Here is a 17,913-nt window from a genome sequence, read left to right on the forward strand (position 1 = left end):
TTCACCCTGCATGAGTCTAGCATTTAGCCAATTTACGACCAATAGCCAGATAGTAAAGATATGATAAATATCAATATGTTGCTTTATTGTAAGTTAGAACGTTATTGAGTGAGGACTGGGATGATAAATTGTCTTACAGACAACGTTTTTTGATAGATGAAAGCAGTATTAAGAAGTACAACTACGCCCAGATAAGCGCTGGGCGTAGTTGTAAATGTGTCAGTTATAAATGCCATTTTGCCATGGGAAGTTAATCGGTAATGATATTGACGATATCGAGGATTTTACGGCTGTTATTATCGAGTTTGATTAGTGCACCTTCGACTTGAATGCTAATGATGCCATCTCTGTCTAAGGGCACTACGATGCGGCCACGATCATAAATATCATGCTCAAGCACATCACCACGGTGGAGTTTTTTCTGCCAACCGGGTGGCAGTGGCTGACCTTGGTCAACTTTTTTCTGTAATCCCGGCGGTAGACTTTTATCCTTTTTGTGGCGCTCATGGTCATCTTTAGCAAAGGTTGAGATGGACATCGTTAAGCTGAGGACAAGTCCTGTGATTACCACTGAGGTCAATTTATTCATCTGTACTCCTAAGGGGTATTGAGTTGATGTTGTGTCCAATGCTGGATGTGGCCAACAATAGGCGATGCGAAATGAACTATAGCTGAACGTTCTGGTTCAAGATTGCTTTCTAGCGGGTTAACATGAGTACGGCTTGCCATTGTTCGGCGGTCACAGGTTGGATACTGAGTCTTGACCCCTTAGAGGCTAAATACATGTCCGCCAGTTGGGGTAAACTTTTTATCAAACTTAAGGGAATAATCTCGTTAAATTTTTTGACAAAGCGTATATCTACTCGCAGCCATCTTGGTTTGGTTGGATCTGACTTAGGGTCGAAATACTTCGATTCTGGATCGAAGGCCGTGCTGTCGGGATACGCATTTGTCACGACTTCTGCTATGCCGACAATTCCGGGCACTTTGCAGCTTGAATGGTAAAAAAATACCTTGTCCCCAATCTGCATCTCATCGCGCATAAAGTTACGCGCCTGATAGTTACGGATCCCATGCCAAGCTTCAGTTTGGTTAGGGCAAGCCTTAAGATCATCTATGCTGAATTCGTCGGGTTCCGATTTCATAAGCCAGTAGTTCATCTTGTTTCCTTTACTCATAGTTGCCGTTAAGCGCTTCAATACCGCTGAGTTTATCTGAATTTTGTCGAATACCCCAGTTCGTCACCCATATCAAATATTGTGAGTTTGATTAAGTTTCCGTTCAGATAACGTGGCTTAGCCTGTTGACAGTAATCTTATTTGGTATGCCTTATGCAAATTCTCGTTTCTAAGGCAAAGCGTCAAATTCGATCTCGGTTTGTGACTGGTGTCGTACAAGTTGTGGCAGCAGAGGCAACCAAAACCTGTGAGGTGTGTTATGGGGACTTCAACAATGACATCCGATTGTGGCTTATACACTAAATATCTTAAGGATTTTACGGCGGGTGATGTGATCTTAAGTCATGAGCGAATGCTGGAATTTATTAATGACCTGACAACGCAAGGTTGGTTATTGGCTAATTTCACTTGGGACTATTGGTATAACAACAGTTACTTAGTCGATAAACCTGCCTATATTCGTGATGCGAGCATCGCACAATGTAAGTTGCTGTTGACGGCCATGACGCGACTCGAGGTTTTTAGCCCCGGCGTGTTAGAAAATATGCGTCGCCAAGGGGTGTTACTGGCCATTGTTGAGCGGTTACAAAGCTTAAATGTGCCTAAGTCGAGTGCTCATTTTGAGTTTATCAGCCGTTAGCACTGGGCTTTAATGGATTGTTATCTAATCGTTTGTCTTACTCTTTAGTCTAATAAAGTGCTTTTTTACTTGTGACATGATCCGTGGATTGGTTAGTTTGGACCTCGCTAACCATAATAATAAATGCACGGAGGCCTTAATGTCAGTTCCTACAAGCCAAGTTATAAGCCCGCTCAATGTTAGCGAGTTTAGAGGCGTGTCATCACCGAAACTCGTTGAGAAGACCATAGGTCAATATCTTGATGAGATTGCGGCAACGTATCCCGACCAATTAGCTGTCGTCGTACACCATCAACATATCCGCTGGAATTACCGCCAATATCTTGCCCAAATCGATGCGCTCGCCACAGGACTATTAAAACTCGGTATTAAGTCTGGTGATAGGGTAGGGATTTGGTCGCCTAACAATATCGAGTGGTGTTTAACTCAATATGCGACCGCTAAAATTGGCGCCATCATGGTGTGTATTAATCCTGCGTATCGTCCTGAAGAGTTGCAATACGCGCTGAGTAACGTGGGTTGCCGTGCGGTAATTTGTGCCGATAAGTTTAAATCCAGCAATTATCTTGAGATGCTATATGAATTGGCGCCTGAGCTAACCTCTTGCCCAGCGGGTAAATTACAAGCTAAAGCCGTGCCTGAGCTTGAATTTGTGATCCGTATGGGCGCAGAGAAATCCGTCGGTATGTTGAATTTTGATGACTTGATCGTTGATGTGACCGCCGCTGACAGGATAATGCTCGAGAGGATTGCTAAGGAATTAAGCCCATACGATGCGATTAATATCCAGTTTACCTCTGGCACGACGGGCAGCCCGAAAGGTGCGACCCTATCCCATCATAACATATTGAATAATGGCTATTTAGTCGCAGAGGCGATGAAGTTTACCTGTCACGATAAACTCTGTATTCCAGTGCCTTTATACCATTGTTTTGGCATGGTACTCGGCAGTTTAGTCTGCTTAGCTAAAGGCGCAACTGCTGTGTTCCCCGGAGAATCCTTTGATCCACTGACGACATTGCAAGTGATTGAGCAAGAGCGTTGCACCGCTTTGCATGGCGTACCGACCATGTTTATTGCCGAGTTGGAACACCCAGAATTTGCTCGTTTTGATTTGAGTTCCTTACGTACCGGCGTGATGGCGGGGGCAACTTGTCCTGAAGAAGTGATGCGACGTGTACAAAACCTGATGTATATGAAGGAAGTGCTGATTGGTTATGGTCAGACTGAGTGCAGTCCGCTCAATCACATTACTGAAATCGACTCACCCGTAGAGAAACGTGTGCTCACGGTTGGCCGTGCTTTACCCCATACCGAAGTGAAAATTGTCGATGAATTTGGCGAAGTGCTGCCAATTAATCAACCCGGTGAAGTCTGTAGTCGTGGTTATTGCATTATGCAGTGTTATTGGAATGATCTTGAGAAAACGGCTGCAACCATAGACAGTCAAGGCTGGCTACATTCGGGCGATATTGGTCAAATGGATGAGCAAGGTTATGTGCAAATTGTGGGGCGCATTAAAGATATGATTATTCGCGGCGGCGAGAATATTTATCCCCGTGAGATTGAAGAGAAACTTTACACCCATAAAGATGTGCAGGATGCGGCTGTCTTTGGCGTTCAAAGCGATAAATACGGCGAGGAGGTGTGTGCTTGGATCAAAGTCCGCTCAGGAGCCGCGATTACAGAGGCTGATATTCGTCATTTTCTCACCGAGAAGTTCGCCTACTTTAAAGTGCCGCGTTATATCAAGTTTGTGGATCAGTATCCAATGACAGTGACGGGGAAGATTCAGAAATTCAAAATGCGTGAGCTGATGTATCAAGAGTTATATGAAGATATTAATGCTTAAGTCATTTGGCTTTGAGTTGATTAATACTATTGATATTTGACTTCCAAGCCGCGCAATGCGGCTTGAATTTGATTCTGTCTAGCTATTTCGGTTAGTAGATAAACGAACAAGCTAATTGGCTAACGAAAAAGTCGGCGAGTCATACCATCAAGCCAAGCTGCACTTTGAGTTAGCTTTTGCTGCTAATGTCGTTATTCTAATTGTAACAAAACTTCACTTCCCCACTGTGGCTTGATGGCTATACTAAAACTAGTCATAAAATCTAACCAGTCATAAAATCTCGGCAGATAAAAACGAAAGCGTTAAGTTGTCGATGATGTAGTCGTAAATCCATGTAGGCAAAGGAGTACTAAATGGTTCGATGGCGTTCAATGCTCCTTGTGTATTGTCTTTCCTTTATGGGATTGAGCGTAGCTAAAGCGGATACCTTAATGCTCACTTCTTTACTTTGGCCGCCTTATTCAGGAGAGCAATTAACGGAGCAGGGTGCCAGTATTGCCGTGGTACGGGCGGCGCTGAACGTTATGGGACATCAGTTAAAAGTGGATTTTTATCCGTGGAGCCGCGCTGTCAAACTTACGACTATGCCGAACTCTGACTACATAGGTTATTTTCCTGAATACTATGTAGAAACTGAAAAGTTTATTTTTTCAAAACCGATTGGCGAAAGTCCATTGGGGCTGGTGGAGCAAAAGTCCCATCCAGTAAGTTGGAATTATATTGAAGATCTTAATCGCTATACCTTAGGTGTGGTGAAAGATTATGTGAATACTCAGGCCTTAGATCGCATGATCGTTTCCGGTGTACAGCGGACTGAAGCTGTGACTTCGGATGAGCATAATGTTAAAAAAGTTGCCGCAGGTCGGATTGATGCCGCGGTGATTGATGTCAACGTTCTGCACTATTTACTCAAGCAAAAGCCCTTACAGCCGCTGGTGACAAAGTTGCAAATCAATCGGCAAATTCTGGCGAATAAGCAGCTCTATATCGCGTTTCGTAATACAGAAGAGGGACGGCGTTGGCGAGATATTGTTGACCAAGGTTTAGCGCAGGTTGACGTAGAAACCATCATTGGAGAGCTACTTTATCGTGAAGACTAATGTAGGGTTTTAGGATAGTTTATTCTTTGTTTTACTCGCTATTTTTCCGCCTATTTCCCCGTAAAGTCACTTCTGATATGCAGTTTGTCATCATTTTGTCTTTGTTCACTATTAGTATCACTTTAACGGCATGAGTTGTTCTCTCATTTTATTGATTAAGGTGACATGAAGAAACTTCCTTTTGAGCTTCCATTTGAGTTAGATACACTGCAGCAACTCATTGATACTCATCATCTTAAGTTGGATTATCAGATCCTTGCCGACATTCCATTCCGCCAAGAGCATTTCCCCCTTTACAGTGTTGAGTTAGGTGGTACAGATACGCCTTGTTCGACAGTGCTCTTTGTGGGTGGCGTGCATGGGGTTGAACGTATTGGATCTCAAGTTATTTTGGCATTGTTAAACAGTTTATTGCAGCGGCTTGTTTGGGATAAACACCTACAACAGATGCTAACGGGCCTGCGGTTAGCTTTTGTACCTGTAGTGAATCCTGTTGGGTTATTCATGGGAACGCGGGGCAATGGTAATCAAGTGGATTTGATGCGTAACGCTCCGATAGAATCCCGTGAAAAAGTGTCCTTTATGGTGGGAGGACAGCGTATATCGTCACGGCTGCCCTGGTATCGCGGTATTGGGGGAATGGAGCTGGAAACGGCGGGCTTAGTCGCCTATGTACAACAACTGTTGAGTCGCAGCACAAGTTTGATTTCGCTCGATGCCCACTCGGGATTTGGTTTGAGTGATCATATCTGGTTCCCCTACGCCCATACCCGTACCGCCTTCGAAAATGCCAATTATATTTTTCATCTAAAACAATTATTTGAACAGAGTTATCCCCATCACGGCCATTATCGGCTCGCGCCGCAGAGCCAGTTTTATCGCACTCATGGTGATATTTGGGATTATCTCTATCGCCAGCACCAAGTGGCAGATCCTTCTGCTCAGGTGCCATTTTTACCTTTGACATTAGAGATGGGATCTTGGGCATGGATAAAGAAGAATCCTAGACAAATATTTAATTTTGCTGGATTTTTTAATCCACAAAAAACACATCGTCACCACAGAATTTTACGCAGGCACACAGTACTCATGCAATTTATGATGGAAGCGGCCTATGCCCAATCGTTAGAGCAGTTAACACCTGAACGTTTGGCTGAGCTGACAGAGTGCGCACGGCATTATTGGTATCGGGAGTCTCAGTCATGACCACTTGGGTGTTATTAAGAGGATTAATGCGTGATCAGCGCCATTGGAATGGTTTCGATCAGCGTCTGCGACAAAAGGGATTGCGAGTGCTGACACCGGATCTTCCGGGCAATGGGACGCTATCCCACGAATTAAGTCCGCTTAAGATTGCTGATTATGCCCATGCCGTGTGGCAGCAATTGGATGAGCAGGCACAGGAAGGGGAGACTATTTATCTCCTCGGCTTGTCTATGGGAGGTATGTTGGCGTTGGAAATGGCATGCCAGCGACCTTGGCAGATAAGGCATGTCTTTGTATTAAACAGCAGTGCGGCGAATTTATCGTCTTGGTATCAAAGATTTAATCCGCTGAATGCATTGAAGGCTTTTTTCATGCGTGCTCGGGGTAACGCTTTACATCCAATCGAGTCGACTATAGTGCGTTTAACCAGTTTTCGTCATCGGCGAGACCGAGATTTAATTGTCAAGTGGAGTGAGTTTCGCCGCGATACCACACCAAGTCGACGCAATGTATGGCGACAACTTTGGGCGGCTTTTCAATACCAATGTCCATTGACAGTGGAAGTACCGATAACTGTGCTCTGCGGTGACCGTGATGCGCTGGTGAGTATGGCATCGAGTAAGGCGTTAGCACGGCATTTTTACACCGATTTGATTGTACTCGCGTATTGTGGTCACGATGCTGCTATAGATGCACCCGCAAAACTGGCGCATTATCTGTTGGACATTGTGGGGGCGACTAAGCCGCAAGCGCAGTTTTCTGCGGATAGCGAGTCTGCCAATACTCAATATGATTGCAATGATTTATTGGAGGAAGAAATAGCCTTAAACGAAGCGATATTTGCTGTATGGGATGACAAAGCGCTATCCACTCTTGAAACCAAATAATCGAGAGTGAATAGCGCAGTTAACGCATTGTCTTATTAAGCTTTAGCCACTACGGTTTGGCCTATCGGTGTGAGGCTGAGTAAAGCCAACTTAAGATGCTGTATCCCAAAGGGAATTCCGATAATCGTCACAAAACAAGCTAAGGCGTGGACCAAATGCCCTATGGCTAACCAGATCCCAAACAGTAAGAACCAAATGATATTTCCTACCATGCCTAATGCACCTGTGCCTAAGTCTTCACGTCCAGTTAAGTGGCGACGGTTCATTTGTTCTTGGCCGAAGGGCCAAAAGGTCATTTCGCCGATAACAAAACAGGCGCGGCCGAAGGGAATACCAATGATACTGATAAAACACAGGATACCTGCGAGCCACCAAGCGAGTCCCATTACAAATCCGCCGAGTACAAACCAAGCTATGTTGAATATTAAGCGTAATACAGCCATTGAAAACTCCTTGTGTTTACCCTGTTAGCCTTTATCGTTAGCTTTGATAAATTGAATATATGTCAATGTCTAAGCGATAACTATGCCAACTATTTAACTTATTAATAATCAATGGTTTAAATTTATGCATTCGAGATTCATGTGTCATTTTCACTAGTTTTTCGCCAAATTGATAATTTCTTAAGGGCGTAACAGGAAGGTCGGAGTTACACTAGCCTTCCCTTAACTGGCTTAAAAACCAGAGAATTTAATCGTTTGAGTAGCTTGATGTTTGCAAATTCCCCTGTCGATACATTTGCCTTTGCTGGCAGAGACATATTCCTAAAACGTGATGATTTACTGCATCCGGCGTTTAGTGGCAATAAAGCTCGCAAATTCGGCTATTTTTTAGATCATGAATTTGCAGGCATCAGCAAGGTGATAGGTCACGGCTCGCCATTGGCTAACTCACTGTATTCATTGTCAACATTAGCGAAGATGAAAGGCTGGCAATGTGATTTTTATGTAGATCATATTGCCAGTCAAGTGGTTAAACATCCTACGGGCAATTACGCTGCCGCTTTAGCGAATGGCGCTAATATTATCGATTTAAGTGTGTTAATAGCACAAAAGCAGGCGTGCACTCAGTCGCAATCTGAGCCTCACGTTTTGTCAAATCTTAATGCTAGGCCTGACCCTACTGCGCAAGTGGGCGATGTGCGACTGAGTTGCCCAGATTATATCGAGGCTCAAGTACTCGTGAATGAGCCGACGGCGCTTTTTATCCCAGAGGGTGGTCGCTGTGCTTACGCCGAATACGGGGTTAATAGATTGGCGCAAGAGATAGTACTGTTTGCGAATGCGAATGGATTGGTTGATTTAACGGTGTTTTTACCATCGGGGACGGGAACGACTGCGTTATTTTTAAATCAGTATTTTATCCGTCAGCAAACGGATATTCGCGTCGTGACTTGTGCTGTTGTCGGTGGCGATGATTATTTGCGCTTGCAATTTTCCTTACTTAATTCCAATACCAGTGAGCATCCACAGATTGTTAATGTCGGCAAGAAATATCATTTTGGTAAACTTTACCCCGAATTTTATGCCATGTGGCAGCGGGTCTGCGCCTCAGGCGTGCAGTTTGAATTACTCTACGATCCCTTAGGTTTTATTGTGCTTGAAGATTATTTACAACGTAGTGAACCAGGTCATGTGATGTATTTGCATCAAGGCGGATTATTGGGGAACGAGACCATGTTGCCGCGTTATCAGCGTAAATTTGGCCAAAGTGGCTAATCCTGTGCCTCAGATCATTGACTTAGTGACACTAAGACATAATATGTTTGAAGCTGTGTAATGCTAAGTTAAGCTGATGATTTGGAACGATGGGGAATATCAATGACTGAAGCGGAATATCTCGCCAATTACAATCCTAAGGTTTTTAAGGCTCAGCTACTGACAGTGGATGCCGTATTGTTTACCTATCACGATCAGCAACTTAAAGTACTCTTAGTACAACGCTCAAATCATCCATTTTTAGGTTTATGGGGATTACCTGGAGGGTTTATCGATGAAAATTGCGATCAATCCCTTGAGCAAACTGTATTACGTAAACTGCATGAGAAAACCGCAGTAGTGCCACCTTATATTGAGCAGCTTTGCACTGTGGGTAATAGTCGTCGCGATGTCAGAGGCTGGTCGGTGACTGTGTGTTATACCGCCTTGATGAGTTATCAAGCTTGCCAAATTCAGATTGATTCAGTGAGTGATGTTAAGTGGTGGCCATTAGCGGATGTGTTGCAGATGCCCTTGGCGTTTGATCATTTGCAGTTAATCGAGCAAGCGCGGGAACGCTTAACACAAAAAGCCTTATATTCTTTAGTGCCAGGATTTGCACTGTCTGAACCTTTTACCTTGCCAGAATTGCAGCATGTACATGAGGTTTTACTGGGCAAGCCTATCCAAGGTAAATCTTTTCGTCGGCGGGTTGAACAGGCTGATTTATTGATCGATACGGGATTAAAGCGCACCGAACGTGGTCGTCCTGCTAATTTATACCGCTTGAAACCCAATACCGCATCGTATCGCTTCTTAAGAAATTTAGAATGTTGATCACAGTGAATATGGATTTAAGCAAGATATTCGCCTTGCTCAATATGAGTAACGGCGACTGCTTATGCCTTATTCATGGTGACTTTGAATCAGTAAAGGCTGTTTAATTACTGATTTTGCCTTAATGTCTCCGGTTCTTGTATCACTTGATACCCATATTGTAGCTTCTTAGTTGTCTTTCCCACTAATAGTGTCTAAAAGACACTATATGCCATTTAAGCATAACATTTCAGGTTGCTCCGTTTGAAATAGTCTAAAAATCAACTTTACACAATAATGTCTTTAAGACACTATTGTTCATGTAGACAACAAGGGCGCCGTCAATTTCGGCAATCTTGCCACAGACAGGAGGTTACTATGTCTCAACGTATTCAAGCGTCTCAACGTATTCAAACGTCTCAAGATGCTTCTCACGCTCAACGTTCGCAAGCCGATTTTTATCGGTTACCCGCAGCTAGCGATGAGACTCACTACCGTTTATTTCAATTTGGTGCGGGGGAAAACCATGTTCAACTACTGGTTCCTCCAGCGAAACGCGTCACAGTTTTCTTCGGTTATCGTGGCGATCATTCCATCATGCAGCTCTTGTTGTTAACTGATGCATTGCGTCGTAGTGGTGCAGAGCAAATTGAGCTGTTACTGCCTTATATGCCGGGCGCTCGCCAAGATAGGGTGTGTAATGCCGGTGAGGCCTTGTCGGTAAAAGTCTATGCTAGCCTAATTAATCAGCAGCAATATGCTTCGGTCACCGTTTTTGACCCTCACAGCGATGTCACCGCCGCATTGTTAGACCGAGTTCAGGTTATAGACAATCACAGCTTTGTCGCCGCTATCACTGCCCAATTATCGGGTGAGCTAGTGTTAGTCTCGCCCGATGCGGGGGCGAATAAAAAAGTATTCGGCTTAGCTAAAGCGTTACAGGGAATGCCGGTGATCAGGGCCGATAAACATCGCGATGTGGTCAATGGTCATATTATCGCTACCGAAGTGTTCTGTGATGATTTATCGGGTAAAACCTGCTTAATCGTCGATGACATTTGTGCTGGTGGTAGAACTTTTATCGAACTTGCCATCAAGTTAAAGCAAAAGGGGGCCCAAAGCGTCATTTTGATCGTGTCACATTATGAAGATAAGGCCAGCGAATCGGCTCTGCGCGAGGTGGGCATCGACAGATTATTTTGTACCGATAGTTTAGGTGTCCCTGCACATATTTCGAGCGAGTTCTGTGATTGCCATGCTGTTTTGAGTTATATGAATCATTAAGGAAAATATTATGTACTTGAATCCCGTTACCGCCATTGATGGCTATAAAGTCGACCACCGTCGTCAATATCCCGATAATACTCAAGTGATTTTTAGTAACTTGACCGCCCGTAAATCCCGTCGTGGTTATACAGACCAAATGGTGTTTTTTGGCTTGCAGTATTTTATCAAGCATTTCTTGATCGACAGTTGGAACCGTGATTTCTTTCAACAACCTAAAGATCAGGTCATTCGTCAATTCTCCCGCCGTATCAATAACTATCTCGGGCCGAATAATGTTGGCACTCAGCATATTGAGGAGTTGCATGATTTAGGTTATTTACCAATTAAAATTATGGCATTACCTGAAGGCTCAGTGTATCCATTAAAAGTGCCTTGCTTGATTTTGTACAATACCGATGAGCGGTTCTTTTGGTTGACCAATTATCTCGAAACCATCCTTTCCGCTAATGTGTGGGGTATGTGTACCAGTGCTACTACCGCGCTGCAATACCGCAAAATATTTGAGACTTACGCGCTAGAAACCGATGGTGACATCGCATTTGTTGATTGGCAGGGCCATGATTTTAGTTTCCGCGGCATGTATGGTGCAGAGGCTGCGGTAATGAGCGGCGCCGCCCATTTACTCAGTTTTACGGGTACAGATACCATTCCCGCGATTGATTTTCTTGAGCAATATTACCGTGCCGATAGTGATAATGAACTCGTTGGCGGCAGTGTGGCCGCAACGGAGCACAGTGTGATGTGTGCAGGTGGCATGGAGAATGAATTAGAGACGTTCCGCCGTCTGATTGAAGATATTTATCCTACGGGCATTGTCAGCATTGTTTCAGATTCTTGGGATTTTTGGCAGGTGATGACAGAATTCACCTTAGCGTTAAAAGACCGCATTCTTGCCCGCGATGGCAAAGTGGTGTTTAGGCCTGATACCGGTTGCCCTGTGAAGATCATTTGTGGCGATCCACAAGCACCAATCGGGAGTCCTGAATATAAAGGCGCTATTGAGTGTCTGTGGGACGTCTTTGGGGGTAGCACAACTGCCAAAGGTTACAAAGCGCTGAATAGCCATGTTGGACTGATCTATGGCGATTCAATCACCATAGAACGTGCTGAAGCCATTTGTGCTGGTTTAAAGGCCAAAGGTTTTGCGTCAACCAATATTGTGTTTGGGATTGGCAGTTTTACCTATCAACACGTGACCCGAGATACTGACGGTTATGCCGTGAAAGCGACCTTTGCGAAAGTTGATGGTAAAGATAGAGAAATATTTAAAGATCCTAAAACAGATGATGGCACTAAAAAATCCGCTAAGGGTTTAGTAGCGGTATTTAAAGATGAGCAGGGTCAATTTTATCTTAAAGATCAAGCCAGCTGGCAAGATGTCAACAATTGCGAGTTTGTTCCCGTATTTGCCGATGGTGAACTATTAACGGAATATTCTTTGGCAGATATTCGCGCAAGGTTGGCAGAGTCTAGAAGTTGAGCTTATCGATTTGTGATTTTTAACGGCTATCGACAATAGCGAAGATAAAACTGGCAATGTGATTTCTATTAGGGTCATATTGTCAGTTAAGTTTTGAATTTATTTTACGTCGTGTAAGTAAAGCGCCCCATAAATAGTCAAATGCAAATACAAGCGATTAAGACAGTAACTGGTTCCGTTTAAGAATTTTATAGGTACGACGGCCAATGTTTTCGAGGTTTTTTAAATCTTTTAGGCTAGGCGTCACCTCACTAAATTGCCAATAACTGATTTCGGCATCTAACATTTCCAGCATTTTTTTCGAACAACCTAAACATTGTCCCTGGCACAGTTGTGCTTCTTCTAAATTGAGTGGAATAGTCTCTTTGATCTGGTTTATCAAGGTTTGCATGGCAATTTGAGTATTGGGTTTTGGCATAGATGATGTGCTGAACAGTATTCATGTGTATGAATATTAGCGGATGCTGCAATGGAAAGAGGTGATCTAACGCTGGATTTGACTCATTTGGTTCGGCAGGTATCTGTGTGAGAGAGATACAGCCTGAACCAAATGTGCTCGTCATAATGACGTAAAAAAGGATAGCGTGTTCGTGACATTCGGCTATCAGTCTACTTAAGTGCTCGGTACTGCGAAGATAATGGAAACCGATTAAATACACTTGAGTAAACGGGTACTGCGGTATTAATTTTTAACTTATCGTTTTACTTACTTTTTGACTTATTTGTTCGCGGACAATAACCATTTCATAAAGCTGATGGCTTCTGTACGTTTAGAAAAAGTCTGTCTGTTTTTACCTTGACGATCGGTAAAAGCAATTGAGGTTTTATTTACTGAGATTGAATCTACAGGGAAGTTCACTGTAATTTCATGTCCATTAATTTTGTATGACATATGCCACACTCCTTTTTGTTAATTCACCCATAGGTGAGATAGTTGTAACTATAAAATATCCTTAGCAATTGTGCGAAAGATTCGTTCTATTGAGTATCGAGGTTACCCCATCTTTGATTCATTAATCAAGAGATGCTTAATCGATAAATATTTCATGTTGTCGATTACGTCAATGGAATAACTCGATTCAACCAGTTGACCATAGCTTAATGACAATACTATGACAACAAGGAGAACGGTAAGTTCACAGACATAACCACATGATTTTAGTGATATCGAATGATTGAGCTTATGGGGTTTTGCTTGTAGTAGGCTTTCTTTATGAGGACCGAACTCTGATTGCTAAATATCAGGCTGAGTTAAAAAGGTAAACAACAAGGTGTATCTCAAAACGACGTGCAGTATATCAATAAAAATAGCTTATGCAAGTTTAATTTTTATTCGATGTCATTATTTATTTGCTAATGTTGAATTAAAGTGTATTTTTCGTGGCTATTTACTTGATTTAAAGAGGTATAGTTAGGTCTGTTTATGGGTTGTTTTTTATTTTTGTGGTAATTGACTAAGGTTAATATTGCCGTTTTATAGGTAAATGTTATAAAAAATCCCACTAAAATAGGTCATTTTAATGGGATTAATCGTAGTCAGTTATGTAATGGACTCATTAAACTGAATTTATAAATGAATCTATGCGTTTGCTGTTGTTTAAAAACTCAGTCAAAAGGTTTAATAAATCAGTTCACCTATGGGATTGAGTAGCTTACTCAGACCTTTGGTAAAATGCAGCGGTGCATCTAATACTGTGTAGCATAAGCAACCGGTAATGGTTTTCGGTGAGTGATGATGTTGGCCGTCAAGCACGATAAAATCACCTGGCACATAGTCACCATTAAGATCGGAAAACTCTCCGGCTAGCAATAGTGTTAGTTCATAACCTTTATGGGTATGTTGGGGGATTTCACCTTGGGCATCTATATGCAATAGGCTAGCGCGGGTGTTCGTTTCGTCGACATCAAAACGCATGCGACTGACTTTGCCTAATATTTGCCATGGACGGGCCAAATGCTGACGAAACACCGAGGGCACAGTGTAATGCTGTTGCTTTATGTCGACATCGATAGGGGCGTTATTAGGCACATTTGTCGCTGCCGGTTGAGCCATGATTTGCGCCATCATAGCGTCAATGTCCAATGCCGATTCTTGATTGTCGCCAGAGTGTTGCACCTCAACATACTCTCTGTGCATCAACTCTTCGCCCGTATCATTTGCAGCATGACCGCCATCAGGATTTAATGCTAAATTTGCAGCTTGTTCTGTGAATAGGGCAAGCTGCTCTCGACAAGTCTCACATAGGTCGCAGTGTGCGGATATTGCTATCGCCATTGATAAAGGTAAGTTCCCATTGGCATGGCTGACGAGTAATTCTTGTTGGGGATGATGCTTAATCATTGTGTGTCTCCAAGAAGCTTTTCAACTTTTCTAGCCCTAATCTTAAACGGGACTTTATGGTCCCTATTGGTACCTTTAGGGCATCGGCTAGCTCTTGTTGAGTGAGTTCTTGCATGTAAATGCCTTGCACAACTTGTCTTTGTGCTATGGGAAGGGCATCAAGATGTTGGAGTAATTTAGCCGTCAACTTGTGATCAGTGAGTGTGTCTTGAGCCATGGTCGCATCACACAGCGGCCAAATATCATCACCGAAAGTATCTTCTCTATTGTGTTGTACCCGTCTAAGCATATCGAAACATTGATTACGCATGATGGTAAACACCCAAGTTGTCACTGACCCTTTTTCTGCATTATATAGATGAGCCTTAGTCCAAACGCTGGTCATGGTTTCTTGTACTAAATCCATCGCCAATCCTTGTTGATTCAGTCTTTGTAAACCAAAGGCTCGGATCTTGGGCATGAAATGCTGAAATAAGTGACCAAAGGCGGCTCTGTCTCGGTTGTCTGCTACTTGTAGCATAAACGTGATTAAAGCATCCGCTTGAGGCTCGCAGGTTTGGGAAGCTGGAATTTCGTTATCCATAGCCGAATTAGTCAGAGACGTGATTGGGACATGATACCGAGTTTGCCTGCTTTGTGATTGAATATTTTCCATTATTTTCGCTCTTATCCCAGTCGTGAGTGCTGAGTGTGATATCAGTAACGACAAAATTGAGAAGTGTGTTGTACTTCTGAGCCCAGTTTTGCTGTCAAACTTTCAATCAATACGAAGTGGCTTAAATAAAGGATCATTCACAATATTATTTAATGACGGCCCGCAATAGATCTCGGGTCATAATATGATCTAAGGCATTAATGCAGGTGTACTTTTCGGATGCTTGTACGGGTAATATTTCTAGCCAGCGCTGGCAGACCCAAGCGATATCATCGAACTGTTCTGTTTGGTAGTGCTTGAGATGTTGCGGATATTCCTTAAGAATGTTTTGTAACATTTGACTCAAGTAACGTTCATCGGTCGCAATACGTACAGCAGGCCAATTGTCGATTAAACTGACGTCTCCGCGCTTTAAACCATCAGCTTCGACACTGATTTTATCAAGTTTAAAGCGTTTTGAACCTTGAATACTGATCCCTAATAGTCCGTCTGGTAAGGTTTCAAAATCAATAATATGCACTAAGGTGCCTATGGGCTGAATGGTTTTACCATCCTCTTCAAGCATACATAAGCCAAAGCCTTGGCCTGACTTTAATGATTCGGCGACCAAGCGCTTATATCTAGGTTCAAATACCCGCAGTTGCGTGTAACCTTCGGGCAATAAACAAATAGGTAATGGGAAAAGAGGTAATTTCATCGTGGCCTCTGGTGAACTTATGTTCCTATCATTACGTACCATAATGGCAGTTCGATCAGTAAAATTATTCAACAGTAGTTTACCCATAGTGAGAGGATGGCATGAAATTAAATCCATTTGAGAAAAAGATCGTTCAGCATCCATTACGTTTTTGGCTACAAAATCATCTCGAAGCGCCCTTATTGACCTCTATGATGCCAAAACCTATGGCTTTGTGCGAACGCGCATTAGAAATAGGTTGTGGGTTTGGTAACGGCATTCAGTTGATCCGCGAACATTTTGGCGCGGGACATATCACGGCCATGGATATCGACCCTGACATGGTTGCCTCCGCACAATCCTGCTGGCAATCTCGGCCGCAAGGATTAAAAGGGCTGAGTTTCTCGGTTGCTGATGTAACATGTTTACCCTTTGGCGATGGCGAGTTTGATATGGTGTTTGATTTTGCCGTATTCCACCATATTCCAGAGTGGCAAGCGGCCATTAAGGAAGTTGCAAGGGTGCTGAAACCGAACGGATACTTTGTGATAGAGGATTTATATCGTGCCGCAATTTGTAATCCATTGAGCCGGCGCTTATTTGAGCATCCACAGCAGAATCGCTTTAATCATAGTGAGTTGCTAACGGTATTGCGCCAGCTGGGATTTGAGATTGTCCGCGATAGAAATGCCTTTAATCTTGCGGGTATGGTGCTCGCCCAGAAAATATTGCGTTAGGTGTTAGAGTTGATGCTTAACCTAAATTGAATCGTTAGGATTAAATGATTGCGTTAGCACTAAGACCAAATATTAGCAATGCCGTGTATTATCTGAAAATATAAGCTTAGGGATGCAGATATCTGAGATGCGCTAAACGAAGTTTATGGCCGAACTTTGCGAGAGTGGTTGTAATTTTTAGATAAAATAGACTCTCGGCATGGTTCTTCATGGGAGTTTACCGCTATAATTTGAGCTAATCCGTCGCATGTGGGGAAAGGATTTTCCTCAAGAGTAGAGAAGCAGCATTATGGCAAACGTACTTGCAACCGTAGATCAGCGTACCAAACTCGTTGGTGAGAACCGACTTGAGTTGTTGCTCTTTAGCATTAATTCCACGCAGTTATTTGCCATTAACGTCTTTAAAGTCAAAGAGGTCGTCAAGCTTCCTCCCTTGAATGCGATGCCGGGTAGTCATCCGCATATTTCTGGTGTTGCTAATATTCGCGGGATTTCTATCCCCGTGATTGATTTACGTTCGGCCATAGGGTTTAAGCCCGTGCCGCCTAACGAAGATGCCAATATGATCATCACAGAATATAACCGCAGTGTGCAGGGTTTCTTAGTCGGTAAGGTTGAACACATTATCAACATGACTTGGAGCGATATTATGCCGCCGCCGAAAACGGCTGGACGTAATAATTATCTAACGGCAATTACTCGCATAGAGCATCAAGGTCAGTCGCAGTTAGTGTCTATTATCGACGTAGAAAAAGTCTTGGCGGAGATAATTCACTACGATATCCGTTTATCTGAAGGTGTACTCGACGAAACCTTAGTCCATGAAATGCCAGGCAGAAAAATCCTGATTGTGGATGATTCATCGACCGCCAGACGTCAAGTGCGTGAAACGTTAGGCCAACTGGGTATCGAAATTATTGAGGCATCTGATGGCTTACAAGCTCTGACGTTATTGCAGAAATGGCGCGATGAAGGTAAACAAGTTGCCAAAGAATTATTGATGATGATTACCGATGCCGAAATGCCCGAAATGGACGGTTACAAGCTCACTTCTGAAGTGCGTAGCGATAAAGCTATGTCGGATTTATTCATCACCTTAAATACTTCGTTGAGTGGCAGTTTTAACCATGCCATGGTTGAAAAAGTGGGCTGTGATAAGTTTATTTCTAAGTTCCAACCAGATTTGCTGGTGGAAGTGGTGCAAGAAAGATTAAGACAAGTGATTAATCACTGATCGCATTTTGAGATTCGTACTATCGGTGATTGACCTTGAGTCGATCATCGATAGGTTCAGCGCTTTGAATGAACGCTTTAATAACAGTTGTTAATACGGTCTTTGAATCACATTCTTTCAACTACTA

19 protein-coding genes are annotated in these 17,913 nt (G+C 43.1%); 11 read left to right on the plus strand and 8 right to left on the minus strand.

Translation table 11 applies throughout. From position 1 onward, the window contains the following. Positions 1–250: 250 nt before the first annotated feature. Positions 251–589, minus strand: coding sequence for a hypothetical protein (locus tag L5M51_RS05420; protein ID WP_131525023.1), 339 nt, complete (start codon positions 587–589; stop codon positions 251–253). A gap of 109 nt (positions 590–698) precedes the next feature. Beyond that, the gene (locus tag L5M51_RS05425; protein ID WP_263171917.1) at positions 699–1,160 is read right to left on the minus strand and encodes an EVE domain-containing protein; all 462 of its coding nucleotides are present in this window, start codon (positions 1,158–1,160) and stop codon (positions 699–701) included. A gap of 277 nt (positions 1,161–1,437) precedes the next feature. Between L5M51_RS05425 and L5M51_RS05430 the strand changes: the two genes are divergently transcribed. The 5 genes from L5M51_RS05430 to L5M51_RS05450 all read left to right on the plus strand — a co-directional run bounded on the left by L5M51_RS05430 (position 1,438) and on the right by L5M51_RS05450 (position 6,863). Beyond that, the gene (locus tag L5M51_RS05430; protein WP_168827411.1) at positions 1,438–1,818 is read left to right on the plus strand and encodes a DUF6508 domain-containing protein; all 381 of its coding nucleotides are present in this window, start codon (positions 1,438–1,440) and stop codon (positions 1,816–1,818) included. Positions 1,819–1,957: 139 nt separating this feature from the next. Further along, positions 1,958–3,670: an AMP-binding protein gene (locus L5M51_RS05435; RefSeq protein ID WP_263148917.1), complete on the plus strand. Its 1,713-nt coding sequence runs from the start codon at positions 1,958–1,960 to the stop codon at positions 3,668–3,670. A gap of 353 nt (positions 3,671–4,023) precedes the next feature. Continuing rightward, complete coding sequence (locus tag L5M51_RS05440) at positions 4,024–4,770, plus strand: substrate-binding periplasmic protein (protein WP_263148918.1); 747 nt, start codon at positions 4,024–4,026, stop codon at positions 4,768–4,770. A gap of 165 nt (positions 4,771–4,935) precedes the next feature. Beyond that, the gene (locus L5M51_RS05445) at positions 4,936–5,976 is read left to right on the plus strand and encodes a M14 family zinc carboxypeptidase (RefSeq protein WP_263148919.1); all 1,041 of its coding nucleotides are present in this window, start codon (positions 4,936–4,938) and stop codon (positions 5,974–5,976) included. Further along, positions 5,973–6,863 carry an alpha/beta fold hydrolase gene (locus L5M51_RS05450; RefSeq protein ID WP_263148920.1) on the plus strand — a complete coding sequence of 297 codons (891 nt, stop codon included), beginning with the start codon at positions 5,973–5,975 and terminating at the stop codon, positions 6,861–6,863. The genes L5M51_RS05445 and L5M51_RS05450 overlap by 4 nt, the downstream gene beginning before the upstream one ends. A 35-nt stretch (positions 6,864–6,898) precedes the next feature. Here L5M51_RS05450 and L5M51_RS05455 read toward each other — a convergent pair whose 3' ends face one another. Then, positions 6,899–7,306, minus strand: coding sequence for a YccF domain-containing protein (locus L5M51_RS05455; RefSeq protein WP_028759602.1), 408 nt, complete (start codon positions 7,304–7,306; stop codon positions 6,899–6,901). Positions 7,307–7,573: 267 nt separating this feature from the next. Between L5M51_RS05455 and L5M51_RS05460 the strand changes: the two genes are divergently transcribed. The 4 genes from L5M51_RS05460 to L5M51_RS05475 all read left to right on the plus strand — a co-directional run bounded on the left by L5M51_RS05460 (position 7,574) and on the right by L5M51_RS05475 (position 12,143). Then, a complete protein-coding gene (locus L5M51_RS05460) occupies positions 7,574–8,581 on the plus strand; it encodes a pyridoxal-phosphate dependent enzyme (RefSeq protein ID WP_263148921.1) in 1,008 nt (335 codons plus the stop codon). 102 nt (positions 8,582–8,683) lie between these two features. Beyond that, positions 8,684–9,397, plus strand: a complete 714-nt coding sequence (locus L5M51_RS05465; protein ID WP_263171919.1) for an NUDIX hydrolase — start codon at positions 8,684–8,686, stop codon at positions 9,395–9,397. Positions 9,398–9,754: 357 nt separating this feature from the next. Further along, positions 9,755–10,660 (plus strand): ribose-phosphate diphosphokinase, encoded by a 906-nt coding sequence (prs, locus tag L5M51_RS05470; RefSeq protein WP_263148923.1) that lies wholly within the window; start codon positions 9,755–9,757, stop codon positions 10,658–10,660. A 10-nt stretch (positions 10,661–10,670) separates the two neighbouring features. Continuing rightward, positions 10,671–12,143 (plus strand): nicotinate phosphoribosyltransferase, encoded by a 1,473-nt coding sequence (locus L5M51_RS05475; RefSeq protein ID WP_263148924.1) that lies wholly within the window; start codon positions 10,671–10,673, stop codon positions 12,141–12,143. A 157-nt stretch (positions 12,144–12,300) separates the two neighbouring features. Here L5M51_RS05475 and L5M51_RS05480 read toward each other — a convergent pair whose 3' ends face one another. The 5 genes from L5M51_RS05480 to L5M51_RS05500 all read right to left on the minus strand — a co-directional run bounded on the left by L5M51_RS05480 (position 12,301) and on the right by L5M51_RS05500 (position 15,836). Next, entirely contained in the window at positions 12,301–12,561 is a 261-nt protein-coding gene (locus tag L5M51_RS05480; protein ID WP_011789018.1) for a hypothetical protein, read from the minus strand. Between the two features lie 300 nt (positions 12,562–12,861). Beyond that, the gene (locus L5M51_RS05485; RefSeq protein ID WP_006082106.1) at positions 12,862–13,035 is read right to left on the minus strand and encodes a hypothetical protein; all 174 of its coding nucleotides are present in this window, start codon (positions 13,033–13,035) and stop codon (positions 12,862–12,864) included. Positions 13,036–13,761: 726 nt separating this feature from the next. Next, positions 13,762–14,484 carry a ChrR family anti-sigma-E factor gene (locus L5M51_RS05490; protein ID WP_263171920.1) on the minus strand — a complete coding sequence of 241 codons (723 nt, stop codon included), beginning with the start codon at positions 14,482–14,484 and terminating at the stop codon, positions 13,762–13,764. Then, on the minus strand, positions 14,477–15,139 hold the full coding sequence (locus L5M51_RS05495; protein WP_028759609.1) for a sigma-70 family RNA polymerase sigma factor: 663 nt from the start codon (positions 15,137–15,139) through the stop codon (positions 14,477–14,479). Before L5M51_RS05495 ends, L5M51_RS05490 begins: the two co-directional genes overlap by 8 nt. A gap of 145 nt (positions 15,140–15,284) precedes the next feature. Continuing rightward, complete coding sequence (locus L5M51_RS05500) at positions 15,285–15,836, minus strand: LON peptidase substrate-binding domain-containing protein (protein ID WP_028759610.1); 552 nt, start codon at positions 15,834–15,836, stop codon at positions 15,285–15,287. Positions 15,837–15,937: 101 nt separating this feature from the next. Between L5M51_RS05500 and L5M51_RS05505 the strand changes: the two genes are divergently transcribed. After that, positions 15,938–16,552, plus strand: a complete 615-nt coding sequence (locus tag L5M51_RS05505; protein ID WP_263171921.1) for a class I SAM-dependent methyltransferase — start codon at positions 15,938–15,940, stop codon at positions 16,550–16,552. A 289-nt stretch (positions 16,553–16,841) separates the two neighbouring features. Next, the gene (locus L5M51_RS05510) at positions 16,842–17,786 is read left to right on the plus strand and encodes a chemotaxis protein CheV (RefSeq protein ID WP_105252200.1); all 945 of its coding nucleotides are present in this window, start codon (positions 16,842–16,844) and stop codon (positions 17,784–17,786) included. Positions 17,787–17,913: the final 127 nt, after the last annotated feature.

This window comes from Shewanella sp. SM73 (assembly GCF_025653795.1).
GTDB classification, from domain to species: Bacteria; Pseudomonadota; Gammaproteobacteria; order Enterobacterales; family Shewanellaceae; genus Shewanella; species Shewanella oncorhynchi.

Coding starts and splice junctions, on each gene's coding strand:
- L5M51_RS05420 (WP_131525023.1), bottom strand. CDS start 589: ATGAATAAATTGACCTCAGTGGTAATCACAGGACTTGTCCTCAGCTTA.
- L5M51_RS05425 (WP_263171917.1), bottom strand. CDS start 1,160: ATGAACTACTGGCTTATGAAATCGGAACCCGACGAATTCAGCATAGAT.
- L5M51_RS05430 (WP_168827411.1), top strand. CDS start 1,438: ATGGGGACTTCAACAATGACATCCGATTGTGGCTTATACACTAAATAT.
- L5M51_RS05435 (WP_263148917.1), top strand. CDS start 1,958: ATGTCAGTTCCTACAAGCCAAGTTATAAGCCCGCTCAATGTTAGCGAG.
- L5M51_RS05440 (WP_263148918.1), top strand. CDS start 4,024: ATGGTTCGATGGCGTTCAATGCTCCTTGTGTATTGTCTTTCCTTTATG.
- L5M51_RS05445 (WP_263148919.1), top strand. CDS start 4,936: ATGAAGAAACTTCCTTTTGAGCTTCCATTTGAGTTAGATACACTGCAG.
- L5M51_RS05450 (WP_263148920.1), top strand. CDS start 5,973: ATGACCACTTGGGTGTTATTAAGAGGATTAATGCGTGATCAGCGCCAT.
- L5M51_RS05455 (WP_028759602.1), bottom strand. CDS start 7,306: ATGGCTGTATTACGCTTAATATTCAACATAGCTTGGTTTGTACTCGGC.
- L5M51_RS05460 (WP_263148921.1), top strand. CDS start 7,574: ATGTTTGCAAATTCCCCTGTCGATACATTTGCCTTTGCTGGCAGAGAC.
- L5M51_RS05465 (WP_263171919.1), top strand. CDS start 8,684: ATGACTGAAGCGGAATATCTCGCCAATTACAATCCTAAGGTTTTTAAG.
- prs (WP_263148923.1), top strand. CDS start 9,755: ATGTCTCAACGTATTCAAGCGTCTCAACGTATTCAAACGTCTCAAGAT.
- L5M51_RS05475 (WP_263148924.1), top strand. CDS start 10,671: ATGTACTTGAATCCCGTTACCGCCATTGATGGCTATAAAGTCGACCAC.
- L5M51_RS05480 (WP_011789018.1), bottom strand. CDS start 12,561: ATGCCAAAACCCAATACTCAAATTGCCATGCAAACCTTGATAAACCAG.
- L5M51_RS05485 (WP_006082106.1), bottom strand. CDS start 13,035: ATGTCATACAAAATTAATGGACATGAAATTACAGTGAACTTCCCTGTA.
- L5M51_RS05490 (WP_263171920.1), bottom strand. CDS start 14,484: ATGATTAAGCATCATCCCCAACAAGAATTACTCGTCAGCCATGCCAAT.
- L5M51_RS05495 (WP_028759609.1), bottom strand. CDS start 15,139: ATGGAAAATATTCAATCACAAAGCAGGCAAACTCGGTATCATGTCCCA.
- L5M51_RS05500 (WP_028759610.1), bottom strand. CDS start 15,836: ATGAAATTACCTCTTTTCCCATTACCTATTTGTTTATTGCCCGAAGGT.
- L5M51_RS05505 (WP_263171921.1), top strand. CDS start 15,938: ATGAAATTAAATCCATTTGAGAAAAAGATCGTTCAGCATCCATTACGT.
- L5M51_RS05510 (WP_105252200.1), top strand. CDS start 16,842: ATGGCAAACGTACTTGCAACCGTAGATCAGCGTACCAAACTCGTTGGT.